This window comes from Agreia sp. Leaf283 (genome assembly GCF_001422485.1).
Taxonomy (GTDB): domain Bacteria; phylum Actinomycetota; class Actinomycetes; order Actinomycetales; family Microbacteriaceae; genus Agreia.
The window spans coordinates 538,464-556,151 of the sequence record NZ_LMNF01000001.1 but is presented as its reverse complement, the minus strand read 5'-3'; the positions used below and the strand labels follow the sequence as shown (position 1 = coordinate 556,151).

The 17,688-nt window shown below is 67.6% G+C and carries 23 protein-coding genes; 13 read left to right on the top strand and 10 right to left on the bottom strand.

All coding sequences use genetic code 11. The features are described 5' to 3' along the window. Positions 1–51: 51 nt before the first annotated feature. Positions 52–900 (top strand): pyrroline-5-carboxylate reductase, encoded by an 849-nt coding sequence (proC, locus tag ASF51_RS02490; protein ID WP_082479485.1) that lies wholly within the window; start codon positions 52–54, stop codon positions 898–900. Between the two features lie 133 nt (positions 901–1,033). After that, on the top strand, positions 1,034–1,765 hold the full coding sequence (locus ASF51_RS02485) for an SGNH/GDSL hydrolase family protein (RefSeq protein WP_055924708.1): 732 nt from the start codon (positions 1,034–1,036) through the stop codon (positions 1,763–1,765). Positions 1,766–1,843: 78 nt separating this feature from the next. On the opposite strand, the gene ASF51_RS02480 is transcribed toward ASF51_RS02485, so the two are convergent. Further along, on the bottom strand, positions 1,844–2,512 hold the full coding sequence (locus ASF51_RS02480; protein WP_055924706.1) for a TrkA family potassium uptake protein: 669 nt from the start codon (positions 2,510–2,512) through the stop codon (positions 1,844–1,846). Beyond that, complete coding sequence (locus tag ASF51_RS02475) at positions 2,505–3,947, bottom strand: TrkH family potassium uptake protein (RefSeq protein ID WP_055924703.1); 1,443 nt, start codon at positions 3,945–3,947, stop codon at positions 2,505–2,507. Before ASF51_RS02475 ends, ASF51_RS02480 begins: the two co-directional genes overlap by 8 nt. Positions 3,948–4,089: 142 nt before the next feature. On the opposite strand from ASF51_RS02475, the gene ASF51_RS02470 reads away from it, so the two are divergent. Together ASF51_RS02470 and ASF51_RS02465 are read left to right on the top strand one after the other, a co-directional pair. After that, entirely contained in the window at positions 4,090–4,614 is a 525-nt protein-coding gene (locus ASF51_RS02470) for a helix-turn-helix transcriptional regulator (protein WP_055924700.1), read from the top strand. 111 nt (positions 4,615–4,725) lie between these two features. After that, positions 4,726–4,923, top strand: coding sequence for a helix-turn-helix domain-containing protein (locus ASF51_RS02465; protein ID WP_044442490.1), 198 nt, complete (start codon positions 4,726–4,728; stop codon positions 4,921–4,923). 82 nt (positions 4,924–5,005) lie between these two features. Here ASF51_RS02465 and ASF51_RS02460 read toward each other — a convergent pair whose 3' ends face one another. Together ASF51_RS02460 and gabT are read right to left on the bottom strand one after the other, a co-directional pair. Beyond that, on the bottom strand, positions 5,006–5,965 hold the full coding sequence (locus ASF51_RS02460; RefSeq protein WP_157411973.1) for a type IV toxin-antitoxin system AbiEi family antitoxin domain-containing protein: 960 nt from the start codon (positions 5,963–5,965) through the stop codon (positions 5,006–5,008). A 176-nt stretch (positions 5,966–6,141) separates the two neighbouring features. Continuing rightward, positions 6,142–7,473, bottom strand: a complete 1,332-nt coding sequence (gene gabT / locus ASF51_RS02455; RefSeq protein ID WP_055924693.1) for a 4-aminobutyrate--2-oxoglutarate transaminase — start codon at positions 7,471–7,473, stop codon at positions 6,142–6,144. 158 nt (positions 7,474–7,631) lie between these two features. Between gabT and ASF51_RS18575 the strand changes: the two genes are divergently transcribed. Beyond that, positions 7,632–7,730 carry a 30S ribosomal protein bS22 gene (locus ASF51_RS18575; protein WP_003792170.1) on the top strand — a complete coding sequence of 33 codons (99 nt, stop codon included), beginning with the start codon at positions 7,632–7,634 and terminating at the stop codon, positions 7,728–7,730. Positions 7,731–7,910: 180 nt separating this feature from the next. Here ASF51_RS18575 and ASF51_RS02450 read toward each other — a convergent pair whose 3' ends face one another. Further along, positions 7,911–8,684 carry an HAD family phosphatase gene (locus ASF51_RS02450; protein ID WP_055924690.1) on the bottom strand — a complete coding sequence of 258 codons (774 nt, stop codon included), beginning with the start codon at positions 8,682–8,684 and terminating at the stop codon, positions 7,911–7,913. Between the two features lie 60 nt (positions 8,685–8,744). On the opposite strand from ASF51_RS02450, the gene ASF51_RS02445 reads away from it, so the two are divergent. From ASF51_RS02445 to ASF51_RS02435, 3 genes are read left to right on the top strand one after another with little or no spacing between them, the layout of a single operon-like run. Beyond that, entirely contained in the window at positions 8,745–9,026 is a 282-nt protein-coding gene (locus ASF51_RS02445; protein WP_055924688.1) for a glutaredoxin family protein, read from the top strand. Next, complete coding sequence (locus ASF51_RS02440; protein ID WP_055924685.1) at positions 9,023–9,322, top strand: Dabb family protein; 300 nt, start codon at positions 9,023–9,025, stop codon at positions 9,320–9,322. The genes ASF51_RS02445 and ASF51_RS02440 overlap by 4 nt, the downstream gene beginning before the upstream one ends. Before the next feature lie 4 nt (positions 9,323–9,326). Further along, a complete protein-coding gene (locus ASF51_RS02435; protein ID WP_200926075.1) occupies positions 9,327–9,968 on the top strand; it encodes a GNAT family N-acetyltransferase in 642 nt (213 codons plus the stop codon). Here the strand turns inward: ASF51_RS02435 and ASF51_RS02430 are convergent. Beyond that, the gene (locus ASF51_RS02430) at positions 9,919–10,239 is read right to left on the bottom strand and encodes a helix-turn-helix domain-containing protein (RefSeq protein WP_055924682.1); all 321 of its coding nucleotides are present in this window, start codon (positions 10,237–10,239) and stop codon (positions 9,919–9,921) included. The genes ASF51_RS02435 and ASF51_RS02430 overlap by 50 nt on opposite strands. A 102-nt stretch (positions 10,240–10,341) precedes the next feature. Next, the gene (locus tag ASF51_RS19635) at positions 10,342–10,470 is read right to left on the bottom strand and encodes a hypothetical protein (RefSeq protein ID WP_255354396.1); all 129 of its coding nucleotides are present in this window, start codon (positions 10,468–10,470) and stop codon (positions 10,342–10,344) included. Positions 10,471–10,636: 166 nt separating this feature from the next. Between ASF51_RS19635 and ASF51_RS02425 the strand changes: the two genes are divergently transcribed. The 5 genes from ASF51_RS02425 to ccsB are packed head-to-tail and all read left to right on the top strand — an operon-like array spanning position 10,637 to position 15,445. Then, a complete protein-coding gene (locus tag ASF51_RS02425; protein WP_055924678.1) occupies positions 10,637–11,281 on the top strand; it encodes a histidine phosphatase family protein in 645 nt (214 codons plus the stop codon). After that, positions 11,278–11,889, top strand: coding sequence for a TlpA disulfide reductase family protein (locus ASF51_RS02420; protein ID WP_055924676.1), 612 nt, complete (start codon positions 11,278–11,280; stop codon positions 11,887–11,889). Before ASF51_RS02425 ends, ASF51_RS02420 begins: the two co-directional genes overlap by 4 nt. Positions 11,890–11,894: 5 nt before the next feature. Beyond that, complete coding sequence (locus tag ASF51_RS02415) at positions 11,895–12,650, top strand: cytochrome c biogenesis CcdA family protein (protein WP_055924673.1); 756 nt, start codon at positions 11,895–11,897, stop codon at positions 12,648–12,650. Next, entirely contained in the window at positions 12,634–14,430 is a 1,797-nt protein-coding gene (locus tag ASF51_RS02410) for a cytochrome c biogenesis protein ResB (protein ID WP_055924670.1), read from the top strand. The genes ASF51_RS02415 and ASF51_RS02410 overlap by 17 nt, the downstream gene beginning before the upstream one ends. Before the next feature lie 13 nt (positions 14,431–14,443). Then, positions 14,444–15,445, top strand: coding sequence for a c-type cytochrome biogenesis protein CcsB (gene ccsB / locus ASF51_RS02405; RefSeq protein WP_055924668.1), 1,002 nt, complete (start codon positions 14,444–14,446; stop codon positions 15,443–15,445). Here the strand turns inward: ccsB and ASF51_RS02400 are convergent. The 3 genes from ASF51_RS02400 to ASF51_RS02390 are packed head-to-tail and all read right to left on the bottom strand — an operon-like array spanning position 15,414 to position 17,637. Then, the gene (locus tag ASF51_RS02400; RefSeq protein WP_055924666.1) at positions 15,414–16,067 is read right to left on the bottom strand and encodes a hypothetical protein; all 654 of its coding nucleotides are present in this window, start codon (positions 16,065–16,067) and stop codon (positions 15,414–15,416) included. The two genes, ccsB and ASF51_RS02400, sit on opposite strands and share 32 nt — an antisense overlap. Next, a complete protein-coding gene (locus ASF51_RS02395; protein WP_055924664.1) occupies positions 16,064–17,059 on the bottom strand; it encodes an o-succinylbenzoate synthase in 996 nt (331 codons plus the stop codon). Before ASF51_RS02395 ends, ASF51_RS02400 begins: the two co-directional genes overlap by 4 nt. 50 nt (positions 17,060–17,109) lie before the next feature. Continuing rightward, positions 17,110–17,637 (bottom strand): ribonuclease H, encoded by a 528-nt coding sequence (locus ASF51_RS02390; protein ID WP_055924662.1) that lies wholly within the window; start codon positions 17,635–17,637, stop codon positions 17,110–17,112. Positions 17,638–17,688: the final 51 nt, after the last annotated feature.

Sequence of the window (17,688 nt, the reverse complement as noted above, 5' to 3'; positions counted from 1 at the left end):
GTGTGGCCCGATGGCGGCTTCCCCGTCGAACCCCAATCCTAGGATGGACGGGTGACCGACACCTCTCCTGTCTCCCTGCCCGCCATCGCCATCCTCGGTGCCGGATCGATGGGCCGCGCCATCCTCTCCGGCCTGCTCGCGCCCACGGTCGAGGTCTCCGGCGGAATCCGCGTGACGAACCGCTCGGCCGCTCGTGCCGCAGAGTTCGACGGTGTCGACGCGGTCACGGCCTGGGCGACCGACGACGAGCCCGAGGCCAACCGCCTGGCCGTGGCCGGGGCATCCATCGTTCTGGTGGCGGTGAAGCCGCCCATGGTGCCCGCGCTGCTCGACGAGATCGCGGATGCGCTCGAGCCGGGCGCGATCGTCGTGAGCGTGGCGGCCGGCGTGACCGTCGCCACCTTCGAGCAGCGCCTGCCCGAGAGCGTCGCGGTGCTGAGGTCGATGCCGAACACGCCCGCGATCGTGGGCAGCGCGGTGACCGGGCTGTCGGCGGGCAGGCGCTCGACGTCGGAGCAGCTCGCCCTGGTCACCCGGGTGTTCGAGACGGTCGGCGAGGTCGTCGTCGTTCCCGAAGAGAAGCTGGATGCGTTGAGCACGATCTCGGGGTCAGGTCCGGCGTACGTGTTCTTCCTCATCGAGCAGCTCACCGCGGTTGCCGTGCAGAAAGGCTTCACTCCGGAGGAGGCGGCCGTTCTCGTGAACGGAACGTTCCTGGGCGCGTCGCGGCTTCTCGCCGCGTCGGAGTCGACGCCGACGGAGCTGCGCCGGCAGGTGACGAGCCCGAACGGAACGACGGAGCGCGCCATCGCCGTGCTGCAGGACGGGGGAGTCGACGACCTCTTCGCCCGGGCGACGGATGCGGCCCTCGCCCGCGCCAAGGAGCTCGCCGCCGGCTGACCCCCGTTCCCTGAGCCTGTCGAAGGGAACCCCCTCTCCCGTTCCCTGAGCCTGTCGAAGGGAACCCGACAAGAGGCGACGTGCTTTCATCAACCCCTTCGACACCCTCAGGCAACGGGCGTAGCGTTTCAGCGTGAACCTTCTCTCCCTCTGGCCGATCAGTCTGATCGCCCGCCATCGCGAGGCCGAGGCCGCTCGCATCAACCTCACGATTCCGGTCAACTCGGCGTTCTGGAGGGCCCGCCAGAAGAAGGCGGGCGAGCTGCTCTACGTCGTGATCGGGGACTCCGCAGCCCAGGGCATCGGAGCGTCCAAGCCCAACCGCGGCTACGTGCAGATCGTGGCCGACCGCTTCGCGGCGGAGACGGGGCGCACCGTTCGCATCGTCAATCTCAGCGTTGCGGGCGCCCGCCTGCGCGAGGCGATCGCCATCCAGATGCCGAAGCTGGCCACGCTGCTGGGAGATGCCCAACCCGACCTGCTCACCGTGTCGATCGGCGCGAACGACATCAACAGCTTCGAGAAGGAGCGCTTCACGCGCGAGCTCGAAGAGGTCTACGCCCAGCTGCCGCCGTCGACCATCGTCGCCGACCTGCCCTGCTTTCACATTCCGCAGCGGGAGCGTCTGGTCGCGGTCGCGAATCGCATCGTGCGCGCGACTGCCGCCCGGCACGGCCTGACCGTAGCGCCGCTGTATGCGGTGACGAAGCGCCAGGGAATCGTGCGCGCCGTCTATCAGGCGGCCGGCGACCTCTTCCACCCGAACGACCGGGGCTACGTGGTCTGGGCGTCGGCCTTCCTGCCGGCGGTCTCGAGGCGGGCGCGGAGCGTGCGCGCGAGCTCGGAGCCGCGTCCGGTGGCCTGAGTCGCCGCCTGTTGCCCGGCGCGACGAACGTTGCCGGGCGACCGGCAACATCCGTCGCCCAGGGCAACAGGCGAGCCGCTACTCGAGGGCCGAGAACTTCTCGATGTCGCTCGAGGTGCCCGACACGATGATGATGTCGTGATCGGTGACGACGGTCTTCTCGGTGGCGTAGGTGAACGGCTTGCCCGGGGACTTCACGCCGACGACGGTGATGTTGTGGCGGCTGCGAACGCCCGACTCGGTGAGGTTCTTTCCTCGGATCGGCTTGGGCGGGTACATCTTGACCAGGGCGAAGTCGTCGTCGAACTCGATGAAGTCGAGCATGCGGCCGGAGACGAGGTGGGCGACGCGTTCTCCGGCCTCGGCCTCGGGGTAGATCACGTGGTTGGCGCCGATGCGCTCGAGGATCTTGCCGTGCGACTTAGAGATGGCCTTGGCCCAGATCTGCGGAACCTTGAGGTCGACGAGGTTGGCGGTGATGAGCACGCTCGCCTCGATGGAGGAGCCCACGGCGACGACGGCGATCGAGAACTCGGCCGCGCCGATCTGGCGCAGGGCATCGATGTTCTTGGCGTCGGCCTGCACCGTGTGGGTGATGCGCTCCGACCACTTCTGCACGAGCTGGTCGCTCATGTCGATGGCCAGGACCTCGCGGCCGAGACGGTCGAGCTGCCCTGCCGTCGCGGCACCGAACCGTCCGAGGCCGATCACGAGTACGGGGGCGTCGTGCTTGATGCGATCAACCAACGATGGGCCTCTCTTCGGGTCGTCTGAACAGCTGCCGACGCTGGCTCGCTGCCAGCGCGGCGGCGAGTGTCACTGTACCAACGCGGCCCATGAACATCGTGGCGGCCAGCACGTAGATGCCGGAATCGGGAAGGGATGCGGTGAGTCCGGTCGACAGACCGGAGGTCGCGAAGGCCGATATGACGTCGAAGAGCACGAAGTCGAGGGGTGCCTTGGTGATCTGCAGAATGATGATCGACGCCACGGCCACCGTGGTCGCCCCCCACAGCACGACGCTCACGCCGAGTCGGAGCACGTCGCCGGGAATGCGTCGACCGAACGCCTCCATCGACTCGTTTCCGCGGGCCTCCGCGAAGGCGGCGAGGAACAGCACGGCCAGCGTCGTGACCTTGATGCCACCGGCCGTCGACGCCGAGCCGCCTCCGATGAACATGAGCATGTCGGTCACGAGCAGGCTCGAGCCGTTGAGCTCGTCTATGGGAACGGTGGAGAAGCCGCCCGAGCGAGTCATGACGGAGAGGAAGAGCGACTGGAAGATCGTGTCGCCGGCGTTGAGGTCGCCGTATGTTTTGGGGTTGTCGAACTCGAGAATGATGTAGAGCACCGCCCCCGCGACGATGAGGATCAGCGATGTCAGAAGCGTGAGCTTGACGTGCAACGACCAGCGCAGCGGCTTCTTGATGTTGCGCGACAGCACGTAGATCACGGGGAATCCGATGCTGCCCATGACCACGCCCAGCATCAGGATGCTGAGGAACCAGTAGTCGTTCTCGAACGGCGCGAGTCCCTCGGCGTTGGGCGAGAACCCGGTGTTCGTGAAGGCCATCGCCGAGTAGTAGAAGCTGTCGGTGATGGCCGGCGCGAGCGCGACCCCGTCGACGACCATGCGCGGGATGAGGAGCAGGGCGATCACGAGCTGGATCACCAGGGAGCTCACCGCGACAGTGGCCAGCAGCCCGCCGATCTCGCCGAGCCGCACGGCCTGGCCTTCCGACACGGCGCCGTGGCGCATCCGCATGGGGTTGGTGTCGCCCGCCGCCATGAGGCGACTCTTGAGGCCGAGCTTGCGTGACACGGCGAGGCCCAGGATGGAGGCGAGGGTGAGAACGCCCAGGGCGCCGATCTGCACGCCGATGTAGATGAAGATGTGGCCGACGACAGACCAGTGCGTGGCCATGTCGACGGTCGAGAGCCCGGTGACGCAGATGACCGAGACGGCGGTGAAGAGCGCGTCGGCGAGAGGGGTGACCGCGCCCTTCGCCTGCGAGATCGGAAGCGAGAAGAGCACCGTGAAGATCAGGATCATCGCCGTGAAGATGAGGATCGCGAACCTCGAGGGGGACTGCTCGGAGAACTCGTCGACCATGTCGCGCAGGCGGCCGATCGGCGTGCGGCTGGCGTAGACGGAGCGTCGCGTGGGTGCGGGTATGCGCATCGTGCGTCCTTCGTCGACATGGCCGACAGGTGCTCGGTCGGCCGAATGAATTCCCGCCATGGTACTCCGGAGAGGCATCCGGTCGGCGCGCCAAGCCCTGCGGCTGGGGAGCAATCGGGCGTCTACTGACTAGCCTTGTGCCATGGCCGACATCTTCTCCGTGATCGCTGACCCCACGAGGCGCCACCTGCTCGAGTTGCTGCTCGAGCGCTATGCGGCCGCCGATGCCGTCGAGTCGTCGCCCCACGCGGGCGAGTCGAGCGTCTCGGAACTCGTGCACGCGCTCGACCTCAGCCAGCCCACGGTGTCGAAGCACCTCAAGGTGCTGCGCGACGCGGGCCTCGTCGCCGTTCGCGAAGAGGGCCAGCACCGCTACTACAAGCTCGACGCGTCGCCGCTCGAAGACGTGGAGGACTGGGTGATCCCGTTCCTCTCGGCCGACTTCGACGGCTCGGTCAAAGAAGACGACGCCGAGTGGGCCGGCACCGCCTCAGGCGCCGCCTCGGACATCGCCTCCGGCGCACAGGCTCCGGATGCTGCGGGCGTGGCCTCGGAGTTCGCCCGCAACGTCGGGCGCACGGTCGCGACGTCGAGCCACCAGGCGCGCAGCGTGGTCGAAGACCTGCAGGCCAACGCGAGCAAGCTGGTGTCGCGGCTGCGAAAGTAGGGCCTCGTACCCGGTTGCCCCGCATCCGGTGCACCCCCTAGAGTTACGAATCATCACGGAGTCTCGTTCGTCACTCCTGTGACTCGCGGATACTCGCCACTAGGGGGAAGCATGGCTGGTTCAGACCTGCCCGATGTGCGCTTCCTCACGGTCGCCGAGGTCGCCGACATGATGCGCGTCTCGAAGATGACGGTCTACCGCATGGTGCACTCGGGCGAGATGCCGGCGATCCGCTTCGGCCGCAGCTTCCGCGTGCCCGAGACCGCGGTCGCAGAGGCCCTCACACAGCACGCGGCAGACACGGCGTAGCCGCCCGCCGCGCCGTCCGCGCCCGATAGGCGCATCCGCCGCCGGACGACCGGAAGCGAACGCACCTGTGGGGCGCGGATGTTCAGCGTCGCCACCGGCGATTCGGGTCGACGACGGGCAGGCCGTCGCGCATGAGCCGGGCTCGCATCTTCGGGACGCTGATGCAGACCGCCCAGTCCCAGCGCGTGACCTTCTTGGGAAGGGCTTTGAATCTGTCTTCGCGGATCTTCTCCTCGTAGATCACGTCGCCTGGCTCACGGCCGTGGAGGAATTCGGGTTTGAAGTACTTGAACTTGCCATCGACTTCGCCCAGATGGTCATAGCCCTCGAAGTCGTAGTCGGGTTCACCGATGAATCCGTCTACGTCGTAGAAGGGAGTCTGAAGCCGAGGTTCAGGGAAGCCTGCGAGATACATGTTGACCCGCCCCGCCGACTCGGCGGGTGAGTCTGCGAGGTGGGTGGCGAACTCGAGGATGCGCAATGACCGGGCGGTGGCCTTCAGCGGCTTGGCCGCCTCCCACTCGGCCAGCAGCTGATCTTTGCGGAGGTGTCCGGGTCGCTTCCGGTGCAGGGCGTAGTCCGCGCCCGCGACTCCCGACATGGCCGAGCTCACGGTGGCCAGGTCGACGATTGTTCTCGCGAACGACGTCACGAGCAGACCGTCGATCTCGACGACGTCGACCGAAGCCATCTCGGTCACATGGGCGACGATTCCGTTCTTCGACCGTCCACCGGAAGTGCGATCGATCACTCGGTGCACGTCGCTTGGCCACCGGCCGATGATCGGGATTCCCCACACCGCGGCTGCAGACCAGTGCGACAGCACCGGCCGCTCGCGACGAGTCTCCGCGGCAGCGCGTATGCGCAGGAGGTAGCGGTCGAGATCCTCGAGGTTCGTCCACTCGGCGGCTGATGCGTAGACACCTCGCCGGAGTCTGATCGCGCGACCGGACGTGTGCGCACGAGCAAGGGCGTGGCGATCGCCTCCGAGTCGCTCGAACTCACGGGCGATAACGAGGCGGGTCGTGTTGCTCTGGGTCATGCATGCCAGCCTGCGACGCTGAAGCCGCACCATGGCATCCGGAGCAGGATATGTGGACAACCGCGGAACGGACCGCGTGCGGAGGAGAGGAAACGACGTGTGTCCGCGCCTTCTGGGCGCGTCCGCTGCCAGACGTCCGGGCGCGGATCGACCGAACAGGCGCGGATGCGGCAGGGCTAGAGCAGGGCCAGGGCCTCTTCGAGGACCGTCGCCGCGTCGTCGATGAGCTCGTCGCTGATGACCACACTCGGCATGATGCGCAGCACCGAGTCCCAGCTGCCCGCATCCAGCACGATCACGCCGTGGGTGGTGGCGTACTTCAGGATGGCGGTGAGCGCCTCGGGGTTGGGCTCTCGGGTGCCCGGCTTCACGAGCTCGACGCCGAACATGGCTCCCTTGCCGCGAACCTCGCCGACCACGTCGAACTTCTCGGCCCAATCGCCGATGCGCGCCCTGAGCGACGCCTCGACCCGCTGCGCCTCGGCCAGCAGGCCCTCGCGCTCGATGATGTCAAACACTTCGAGGGCGGCCGCGGTCGAGACCGGGTTGCCGCCGAACGTGCCGCCGATGCCGCCGGGCTGCACGGCATCCATGATCTCTGCGCGACCCGTGACCGCGGCGAGAGGGAACCCGCCCGCGATGCCCTTGGCCGTGGTGATGAGGTCGGGGATCACGCCGTCGTGGTGCTCGATCGAGTACCAGGTTCCCGTGCGGGCGATGCCGGCCTGGATCTCGTCGGCGACGAAGACGATGCCGTTCTCGCGGCAGAACTCGGCGATGCGGGCGAAGTACCCGGGTGCCGGAATGACCACGCCGCCGTCGCCCTGGATCGGCTCCACGAAGAACGCGGCGATCTCGGACGCGCCGATGTGGGTCGTGATGTAGTCGATGGTCTTCTCAGCGGCCTCAGGTCCGGAGAGCCCGTCGCGGAACGGGTAGCTCGTGGGCACGCTGTAGACCTCGCCGGGGAACGGGCCCATGCCCGCGCGCTCCGGCCAGGGGCGGTAGGTCATGGCCATGGTGAGGTTGGTGCGGCCGTGGAACGCGTGGTCGAGGCTCACGATCGCGCGTCGCCCGGTGAACTTGCGGGCGATCTTCACCGCATTCTCCACCGCTTCGGCGCCCGAGTTCACGAGGATCGAGTGCTTCTCGAAGTCGCCAGGAGTGATCTCTGCCAGCTTCTCGGCCACCCGCACGTAGTTCTCGTAGGGGGTGACGGTGAACAGGGTGTGGGTCAGCTTGCCGGCCTGCGCGGCCGCGGCTGCGGCGACATCCGGATGCGCGTGGCCGATCGTGGTGACACCGATTCCGCACCCGAGATCGATCAGCTGGTTGCCGTCGACGTCGACGAGGATCGCTCCGGCGCCGCGGTCCATGTAGATGTTCGCGAGGGTGCCGGCGCCGCGCGAGACGGAGCGTTCCCGCCTCTGCTGCAGGGCGACCGAATTGGGGCCGGGCAGTTCTGTGACGAGCGAGCGCTGCTGGGGGATGTCGAAGTCGCGAACCATGCTGCCAGCCTATGCGGCTGATCCCGTCGACAGGCTCAGGGAACAGGAGGGGTTCTGGGCGCATTAGTCGTTCGGCGTTCGTCCTTGTAGACTGCTCCGAGGCAAAAATTCTCTTCCGCTGCGACCTGCGCAGCGAAGCCCAAAATCGTGAGGTCCCTGTGGGTTCAGTAATCAAGAAGCGTCGCAAGCGTATGGCGAAGAAGAAGCACCGCAAGCTGCTTCGCAAGACACGTCACCAGCGCCGCAACAAGAAGTAGCACGTCGCGCAGCGCATCGCGCTGCCGATGGAGCCGAAGCGCCAGGCCTGAGGTCTGGCGCTTTTGCTGTGCCCGGATGCGCCCTTCGACAGGCTCAGGGAACCGCCGTATCCGCGCCCGTTCGGCGCATCCGCTGATGGACGACCGGGCGCGCATGCGCCGGACGGGCGCGGATGCCGGTCAGCGGGCTCGGCGGGCCTCTCGGCGAACGCGCTTGCGTGCCTCTTTGATGCTCGACGGGTTCAGGCGCATGACCGGCCAGTCGTGCTGCACCGCGTGCGCGTTCAGCGCGTGATCGGGGTTCACCACGACCGGATTGCCCACGAACGTGAGCAGCGGGATGTCGTTGCTCGAGTCGGAGTAGGCCCAGCACTCGGCAGGATCGACGCCCATGCCGGTGGCGAGGGCGATGGATGCGTCTGCCTTGTCTTGCGCATGCATGACGGGCCCCTCGAGAACACCCGTGTAGACGCCGTCTTTCGACTCGAAGCGCGTTCCGAGTGCGCCGGTGAGGCCCAGGCGGTGGGCGAACACGTCGGCGACCTCGCTGGCGGTGGCCGACACGATCCAGACCTGGTGACCCATAGCGAGGTGCTCTTTGGTGAGCGCAACCGTCTCGGGCCAGAGTCGCTGGCTGATGCGCCGATCGAAGATGTCCTCGCTCAGCGAGCGGATCTCCGCCTGGGTCTTGCCCGCGATCAGAAGCAGCGCCTTCTCTTTGATGTCGCTGAGGTGGCCCATGTTCTCGCCCACCTTGATGAAGTGGCGCTGCTGCCAGAAGAACCGCCAGATGTCGCGAGGCGACAGCATGCCCCGGCGCCACGCGCCGATGGCCACATGCCAGATGCTCGCACCACGCAGAAGCGTGTTGTCGACATCGAAGAAGGCGATGACAGGTCGTCCTCCTGCGGACGACGCGGGGTCGCCGTGGGAGGGGAGCTCGGTATTCGCCATGGGTTCTCTCATGGTACCCATCCCGGGTGCCGGGCGGCGCCCGGGGTCTAGGGTGAATGAGTGCCCGCCATCCACGTGACCCTGCTCTCGAAGCCGGGCTGTCACCTCTGCGACGACGCCCGCGAGGTGGTCGGAGACGTCCTCGCGACGTTCCCGCCTCGCGAGGGTTCTGCCGTGGTCGTGTTCGACGAGAAGTCGATCCTCGACGACCCCGAACTCTTCGACGAGTACGTCGAGGAGATCCCCGTGGTGCTCGTCAACGGTCGGGTGCACACGATCTGGCGCGTCGATCCCGAACGCCTGCGCACCGCACTCACCACCGAACTCGAGGAGTCCGCATGATCCGTCACGTCGTCGCATGGAAGCTCGCCGCAGAAGACGAGGAAGGTCGGGTGGCCGCTGCCGCCGCGATTCAGGCCGCGCTCGCCCCTCTGCCGGCCATCATCCCCGAGATCAAGACGTTCTCGATCGGCCCGAACGTCGCCTACGCGGACAAGAACTGGGACATCTGCCTGGTCGCCGACTACGACGACCTCGAGGGCCTCGAGACCTACCAGGTGCACCCCGAGCACCTGAAGGCCGTCGACATCGTCAAGCCGCTCGTGTCGGCGCGGGCGAGCGTCGACTTCGAACTCTGAACCGGTGGCGGCGCTCCAGCGCATCGAGACGCCGAGACTGATCCTGCGTCGGTGGCTGCGCTCCGACCGTGAGCCGTTCGCGGCGATGAACGCCGACCCCGAGGTCATGCGCTACTTTCCCGCGGCGCTCGACAGGTCGACGAGCGACGGTCTCGCCGACCGACTGGATGCCGGGTTCGACCTGCACGGACACGGGCGCTGGGCGCTCGAGCGCCGCGATACAGGGGAGTTCATCGGCTTCACGGGGCTGGGCCCGATGCCGCCGGATGTGCCGGGCTCCGGAGGCATGGAGATCGGCTGGCGGGTCGCCCGTGCCCACTGGCGGCAGGGATTCGCGATCGAGGCGGCGACGGCGGCGCTCGACGCCGCATTCGCGCCGGATGCCGCCTCTGCATCGGATCCCGATGCCGCCCCGGCAGCGCTTCTCGAGGTGAACTCCATCACCGCCGTGATCAACGAGCCGTCTCGGGCCGTGATGCGCCGTCTCGGAATGCGCCACGTCGACGACTTCGCGCATCCGGTCGTGCCCGAGGGCTCGCCCATCAGGGCGCACGTGCGCTACGTGCTCACCCGCGACGAGTGGATGCGGTCGCGTGTCAAGACGCCTCGGAGCGACGTGCCGCCTCGCGTTCGCGCTCGCGGATGAAGTCGGCGGCGGTCAGGCCGTGCACCCGCTTCTCGTACATCGACGAGTTCAGGCCCTCGACGAAGACTCCGGGGTCGGCGTTGAGGGCCGTCGCCAGGCGCACGAGTGTCTCGACGTTCGGATGGACCTGACCGCGTTCGATCTTGCCGACGCTGGTCCAGTGCATCTCGGAGAGCGACGCGAGGTCTTCGAGCGTGAGGCCCAGCTTGAGCCGCTGCTGGCGCACTCGCTCGCCGAGAATGGCGGCGGCATCCGAGTGCGTTTTGGTCACGCGTCATGATGTCGCGCATAAGAGAAGCGAGACCAGAGGGTCGCAGCCCTATGCTTTTGTGCCACAATCGCGGCGGTGGGCGCCGTGAAGGCGCCCGGTCGATCAGCGTGCGGCGTACTCGCGGGTGGGCTGGCGACGGTAGCCGTCGGTGGCGACGGCGCGAATGGTCGCGGTGATGCCGGCGACGGAGATGACGGCGAAGATGGACGATACGACGATGGCGATAAGCATGAGTTGTGAACCTTTCTTGTAAGTAAGTCTCATCTTCTTAACGCGGAAGCACAACTAACTATTTCTTCCATTCACGTGTATTTCTGCTACTTCTTTGGAGCGCTCGTGATGCCCCCGAATCGGCTATCAGCCTTTTCCCCGATCAGCCCTACGTAAACTGGACTCCGTGGTAGCCAGCCAGATCCATCTCGTGCGTCACGGCGAGGTATTCAACCCCCGACGCGTGCTCTACGGTCGACTCCCCGGATTCGGGCTCTCCGACCTCGGGCACGAGATGGCGCGCTCCGCCGCAGCCGATCTGGTCGAACGCCGCCGTACCATCAGCGCGCTCTACGCGTCGCCGCTGCAGCGCACCCAGGAGTCGGCGCAGCCCATCTCCCAGGCCTTCGAACTGCCGATCATCACCGATCCGCGCATCATCGAGCCCACGAACCGCTTCGAGGGTCTGAACATGCGCGGCCGCAGCTCCGCCCTGAAGAATCCCCGCACCTGGCCGTGGCTGCGCAATCCCACGATTCCCAGCTGGGGCGAGCCGTACGCATCCATCAGAACCCGCATGCTCTCGGCCATGAGCGACGCCTACAACTCGGTCGAGTCGGGCGACGTCGTTCTCGTGAGCCACCAGCTGCCCATCTGGACGACGCACCTCGCCATCGCGGGCAAGCCCCTCTTTCACGACCCGCGTCGTCGCCGCTGCGAGCTGTCGAGCATCACCAGCTTCGAGCGCATCGGCAACCGCTGGGTCGAGACCGGCTACGCCGATCCCGCCGCCGACCTGGCCGAGAACGCCACCGACGTGGGTGCCGTATGACGGGCATCCGGATGCGTCGGGCGACCCGTTCGGGCCTGGCCGGTCTCGTCGTGGTCGGCACGATGCTGCTCGCGGGGTGCGCGAACGACCCCCTCGCCGACCAGTACCTCTCGGGCGACAGCAAGAACTACATCGCGGGCGACGGCACCGTGACCGAGATCGAACCCGATTCGCGGCAGCAGGCGGTCGACTTCGCGGGCACGACAGCCGAGGGCACGAGCGTGAGCCAGGCCGACTACACCGGTGAGGTCGTGGTGCTCAACTTCTGGTACGCCAGCTGCGCTCCCTGCCGCGTCGAGGCCCCCGAGCTGGCCAAGCTCAGCGAGAAGTACGACGGAGAGGGAGCCAGCTTCCTCGGCGTGAACGTGCGCGACCAAGCACCCCAGGCCATCAGCTTCGAAGAGAACTACGGCATCGACTACCCCTCGGTCATCGACACCGACGGGGCGCTGCAGCTCGCCTTCAGCGGAGACGTGTCGCCCAACGCGGTGCCGACCACGCTCGTGATCGACAAGCAGGGCAGGGTTGCCGCACGCATCTTGGGCCAGGTCAGCGAGCCGTCGATCCTCGACACGCTGATCCGCGACACCATCGCCGAGTCGAGCTAGCACCGGTGAACAATCCCTTCGCGGAGGCGGTGCTCTCCGGGCAGCTGCTGCTCGCCCTGCCCATCGCACTGCTCGCCGGGCTCGTCTCATTCGCGTCGCCCTGCGTGCTGCCGCTCGTTCCCGGCTATCTCGGCTACATCGGCGGCTTCGCCTCCGCTCCGGATGCGACGGGTCGCGCACGCGGCCGAGGCCGGCTCCTGCTCGGCGTGGCCCTGTTCGTGCTCGGATTCTCGCTGGTGTTCGTCGCCTACGGTGCGGCGTTCGGCGCCGTCGGCGCGTGGCTGACCACGTGGCAGGACCTCATCACCCGCATCCTCGGGGTGGTGGTCATCGTGCTCGGTCTGGTCTTCGTCGGGCAGTTCACGTTCATGCAGCGCACCTTCAAGCCATCGTGGGCCCCGGCAACCGGCCTCGCGGGGGCGCCCCTGCTCGGGCTCGTCTTCGGGCTGGGCTGGACGCCGTGCATCGGCCCGACGCTGTCGGCCATCTTCGCTCTCAGCCTGAACGGTGCGTCGCCGTGGCGGGGGGCTCTTCTCGGCCTGGTGTACTGTATCGGTCTCGGAGTGCCGTTCCTGCTGGTCGCCCTCGGGTTCAACTGGGTCACCGGATCGGTCGCATTCCTCAAGCGGCATATTCGCGCGGTCAACATCGTCGGCGGCGCGCTGCTTATCGCCGTCGGCCTTCTGATGGTCTCGGGAATCTGGACCATCGTCATGAACAACCTGCAGGGGGTGATGTTCTCCTTTGTCACGCCCGTCTGATCATTACGATTCCCCGAGCCCGGCGCCCGAGTCCGCACGCGAGGCCGGCTCGGCATCCATCACCCAGCCGAAGCTGGGCGTCGTCGGATGGCTGCGCTGGTTCTGGCGGCAGCTGTCGAGCATGCGCACCGCGCTGTTCCTGCTGCTGCTTCTCGCGCTTGCCGCGGTTCCCGGCTCGCTCGTTCCCCAGCGCTCGAGCGACCCGAACGGGGTCACCCAGTACTTCGTCGACAACCCCACGCTCGCTCCGATCCTCGACAGCGTGCAGATGTTCGGCGTGTACAGCTCGGTGTGGTTCTCGAGCATCTATCTGCTGCTCTTCATCTCGCTCGTGGGCTGCGTCATTCCGCGCACCAAGCACCACTTCGACGCGCTGCGCTCGGCTCCGCCCAAGACGCCCGCGAGGCTGAACAGGCTCGGCGGCTTCATCACGCGCGAGTACGCGTTCGCTGAGCCTGTCGAAGCGGGCCCTTCGACAGGCTCAGGGAACGAAGCGGGCCCTTCGACAAGCTCAGGGAACGGCGGGAACGGGGACCGCCCTTCGACAGGCTCAGGGAACGAGCGGAACGGCGGCAGCGCCGCGATTCTCGAATCGGCGCGCGTGATCCTCAAGAAAGCGGGCTACCGGGTGCGCACGTACCAGGATGCGCGCTCCACGTCGGTCTCGGCCGAGCGCGGTTACGCGCGGGAGAGCGGCAACCTCGTCTTCCATACGGCGCTCGTCGGCATCCTCATCACCGTCGGTATCGGCGGCGGCTTCGGTTACGCCGGTCAGCGCGTGGTGGTCGAGGGGCAGACCTTCGTGAACACCCTCCTGGCCTTCGACTCGTTCAACCCGGGGCGCTTCTTCTCCGACGACACGCTGACTCCGTTCACCCTCAGGCTCGACGAGTTCGACGCGACTTACGAGACCCAGAACCTCGACGCGTTCGGGCAGCCCATCGACTACACCGCGCACGTCACGACGACGGAGGACGGCGACGAGTCCGATGGCGAGGTCAAGGTCAACAGCCCGCTCAAGATCGGCGGCTCCGACGTCTACCTGCTCGGAAACGGCTACGCGCCCACCCTCACGGTGAAGAACGCCGAGGGCACGGTCGTGTTCACCGACTCGGTTCCCTTCCTGCCGCAGGACGCGAATCTCACCTCGCTCGGAGTGGTGAAGATCACCGACGGCCTGCCCGAACAGGTGGGCATGATCGGCTTCTTCTATCCCACCCAGGACGTGTCGTCGACGGGCGCCTACTTCTCGTCGTTCCCCGAGGCCGAGTATCCGGTCGTCACCCTGAACGTCTACACGGGTGACCTGGGGCTGAACGAGGGCGTGCCGACATCCGTCTATTCGCTGGCGACCGACAAGATGACGCAGCTCACCGGAGGCAAGACCGGAGTCGACTCCATCGAGCTCAAGCCGGGCGAGACCGCTCAGCTGCCGAACGGCATGGGATCGGTGACGCTCGACGGCATCAAGCGGTTCGCCTCGTTCGACATCCACCGCGACCCCACCCAGCTGTGGGTTCTCGTCTTCGCGATCCTCGTGCTCGGCGGCCTGCTCACCTCGCTCTTCATCCCGCGCCGACGCGTGTGGGTGAAGCTCATCGAGAACGCCGACGGCACGGGTGTGACCCTCGAGTACGCGGGGCTGGCCCGAGGCGACGATCCGCGCCTCGACGACGCGGTCGCCGAACTGGCTGACAAGCACATCGCGAGCCTGCCCTCGGCCCGGGCCGCGACCACTTCACCCGAAATCACCGGCGCGAAGACGCCGGACGACGCTTAGGATTGCCTCCGTGATGGAAACGCTGGAACAGTACTCGATTCTCCTCGTCTATTCGGCGATGGCGATCTACGCTCTCGCGTTCATCTCGTTCGCGCTCGACCTGGCCAAGCGGTCGTCGCAGATCAAGGCCGACGAGGTCGCGGCTGCGCCCGCCGAGCTGGTCGGCGCATCCGTGTCGGGCCGCAGCGGTGTGACCGACGCCCCTGTCGTCGCCACCACAGGCGCGGCCGGCGCATCCGGTGCTGATGCCGGCCCGAAGCGTTCGGTCACCCTGCGCATCGGCGTGGCGCTCACCGTGATCGGATTCCTGCTGCAGCTCGTCGGCGTGGTTCTGCGCGGTATCGCGGCGGAGCGTGTGCCGTGGGCCAACATGTACGAGTTCTCGATCACCGGCACGCTGCTCATCATGGGCGTGTTCCTCGTGGTGCTGATGCGCCAGGACCTGCGATTCCTCGGAACGTTCATCACCGGACTCGTTCTGATCCTGCTCGGCGTCTCGACGGTCAACTACTACGTGGCGGTCGTTCCGCTGCCGCCGGCGCTCGACTCGGCGTGGCTCGTGATCCACGTGTTCGTGGCCAGCCTCGGAACGGCGTTCTTCGCCCTCGGAGGCGCGCTGTCGGGCATCCAGTTGCTGCAGAATCGACGGGAGACGGCGAAGGGCTCGAAGTTCCTGAACTTCCGCCTGCTCGACACCCTGCCCGACTCGGTGCGCCTCGAGAACCTCGCCTACCGCATCAACATCGTGGGCTTCGTGTTCTGGACCTTCACCCTCATCGCCGGCGCCGTCTGGGCCGAGCGTGCCTGGGGTCGCTATTGGGGCTGGGACACGAAAGAGGTGTGGACCTTCATCATCTGGGTCATCTACGCCGGCTACATCCACGCTCGCGCAACGAAGGGCTGGAGAGGATCGCGCTCCGCCTGGCTGGCGCTGATCGGCTTCGCGGCGGTGCTGTTCAACTTCGGCGTCGTGAACGTGTTCTTCAAGGGACTGCACGCCTACTCGGGCCTGTAGGCCTCGGCTCGTATCGTGAGCGCTCGAGAATGAGCGACGCTCCGAACAGTCCCATCGCGAGCAGGAGGGCCGCCAGCATTCCGGGCTGCGCTACCAGGGCGGCGAGAAGCAACGCGCCACCCGCGATGTAGAGCACGAGCCGGGGCCGAGCGCCGCGCACGACGAGCAGCGCGAGCACGACCACCGCGAAAGCGGCGAGCACGATCGTCACCCCCAGCATCGGCGCCGTCCAGAGGTCGCGCGACTGCGCGGTGCTGGTCCGCCCCGCCGAGTCCGCCGCGCCCGCAGCGATCCAGCTCAGGTAGGCAAGCGGAGCGAGGGCGAAGACGCCGAGCAATCGAGGCCGCAGCGCGGCCGGCACCCACGCCGACATGGCGACGATCGCCGCTGCGCAGACGAGCGTCCAGATGACGAAGGTCGTGACGACGGGAACGATGTACCCGATGCCATCGGCGCAGAAGTAGGTGCCGGGGGCGGATTCGCCGACGTCCGAGTACTCGCAGTGAAGGTGCGCTCCGTCGCGGAGGAATGCCAGAAGCGGAACGCCCCCGACCACGATCGAGAGGACCAAGGCGGCGCCGACGATCAGTGCACTCGGCCACCGGCCGGGAACATGCGTCACCGGGCCGCCAGCACCTCGTAGCAGCGGGCCAGCCGGGCTCGCCACCACGCGTCGCGTTCGGCCGACGCCGCGTGCTGCGCCAGCAGGGCCGCGTCGAGCTCGACGCGCTCGACCTGGATGAAGCCGCCGGCCGCCCGCACGGGCCGCGCCGTCACATCCGCCGCCAGCAGCGACGCCGTGCCCAGCCCGCAGTCGTAGTCGAGCTCGGGAACGCTCGCGGCGAGCCAGGCCCCCATAGACAGGCCGACCGAGGTGTCGAGTGCGCTCGAGACGACCACCGGCAGCCCCGCCTTGCGCACGATGTCGAGCGCCGCGTGCACGCCTCCGAGCGGCTGCGCCTTGATCACGAGCAGGTCGGCGGCGCCGGCGCGGGCCACCTCGAGGGGGTCGGATGCCTTGCGCATGCTCTCGTCCGCCGCGATCGGGATGTCCCAGTCGTGCAGGCGTTCGCGCAGCTCGGCGAGCTCCTCGATCGAGGCGCAGGGCTGCTCGACGTATTCGAGGTCGAATTCGGCCAGCGCGTGGATCGCGTGCTCGGCCTCGTCGACGTTCCAGCCGCCGTTGGCGTCGATGCGGATGCGCCCCTCCGGGCCGAGTGCGTCGCGCACGGCCCGGACGCGGGCCACGTCGTCGGCGAGCACCTGCGACGCCTCGGCCACCTTCACCTTCGCGGTGCGGCAGCCGTCGTACAGGGCGAGTACCTCGGGAACGCGGGACGCATCCACCGCGGGCACCGTGGCGTTGACTCGGATGCGGTCGCGCAGAGGCGTGGGCTGCGCGTTCCACCCGAAGTCGATGGCAGCGGCCAGCCAGGCGGCCGACTCGTCGTCGCCGTACTCGACGAAGGGCGAGAACTCGGTCGAGCCCTGCGGCCCGCGGAACACCATGGCCTCGCGGGTGTCGATGCCGCGGAACCGCGTGGTCAGCGGCAGCGAGACGACGTGGGCGGCGGAGAGCAGCTCTGCCAGAGGAGGAAGCGCGGGGGAGGCCATGGCGTAAGCCTAGGCCGACGCTTCGGCCGCGCGGTGTCCGCTCCGCGAGCCTAGAAGAGGGCGGGCGGCGCCGTGTCCTCGGCGAGAACGGGCTCGACTGGCGTCGTCGCGGCCGCTCCCGGCCATCCCGGGCCGCTCGGCACGGCCGTGCGGTTCTGATACGCCGTGGATGCCGCCCGGGCGCGCGAGTCGGCCGCCTCGTTCATGGGGTGGTTGGCGTGGCCCTTGACCCACTCGAACGTCACGACGCGGCCCTGCAGCGCCTCGTCGAGCTGCTTGATGATCTCGACGTTGAGCACCGGCTTGCCGTCGGCCTTGCGCCAGCCCTTGCGCTTCCAGCCCGCCATCCACTCGGTGCAGGCCTTGATGGCGTACTGGCTGTCGCAGATGATGTGCAGCGGCTCGTCTTCGCCTTCGGTCGCGCGCAGCAGCTCGAGAACCGCGGTGAGCTCGCCGATGTTGTTCGTGGCGCGCGGCCATCCGCCGGCCGCCCACCGCTCGTCGTCGACGTACCAGGCCCATCCGGCGGGGCCGGGGTTGCCGAGGGCAGAGCCGTCTGCGGAAGCGACGATCGTCACGAGGTACTCCTTCTGGCGCGGGGCGGGTGTTGCGCACTATCGAGGGTAGGC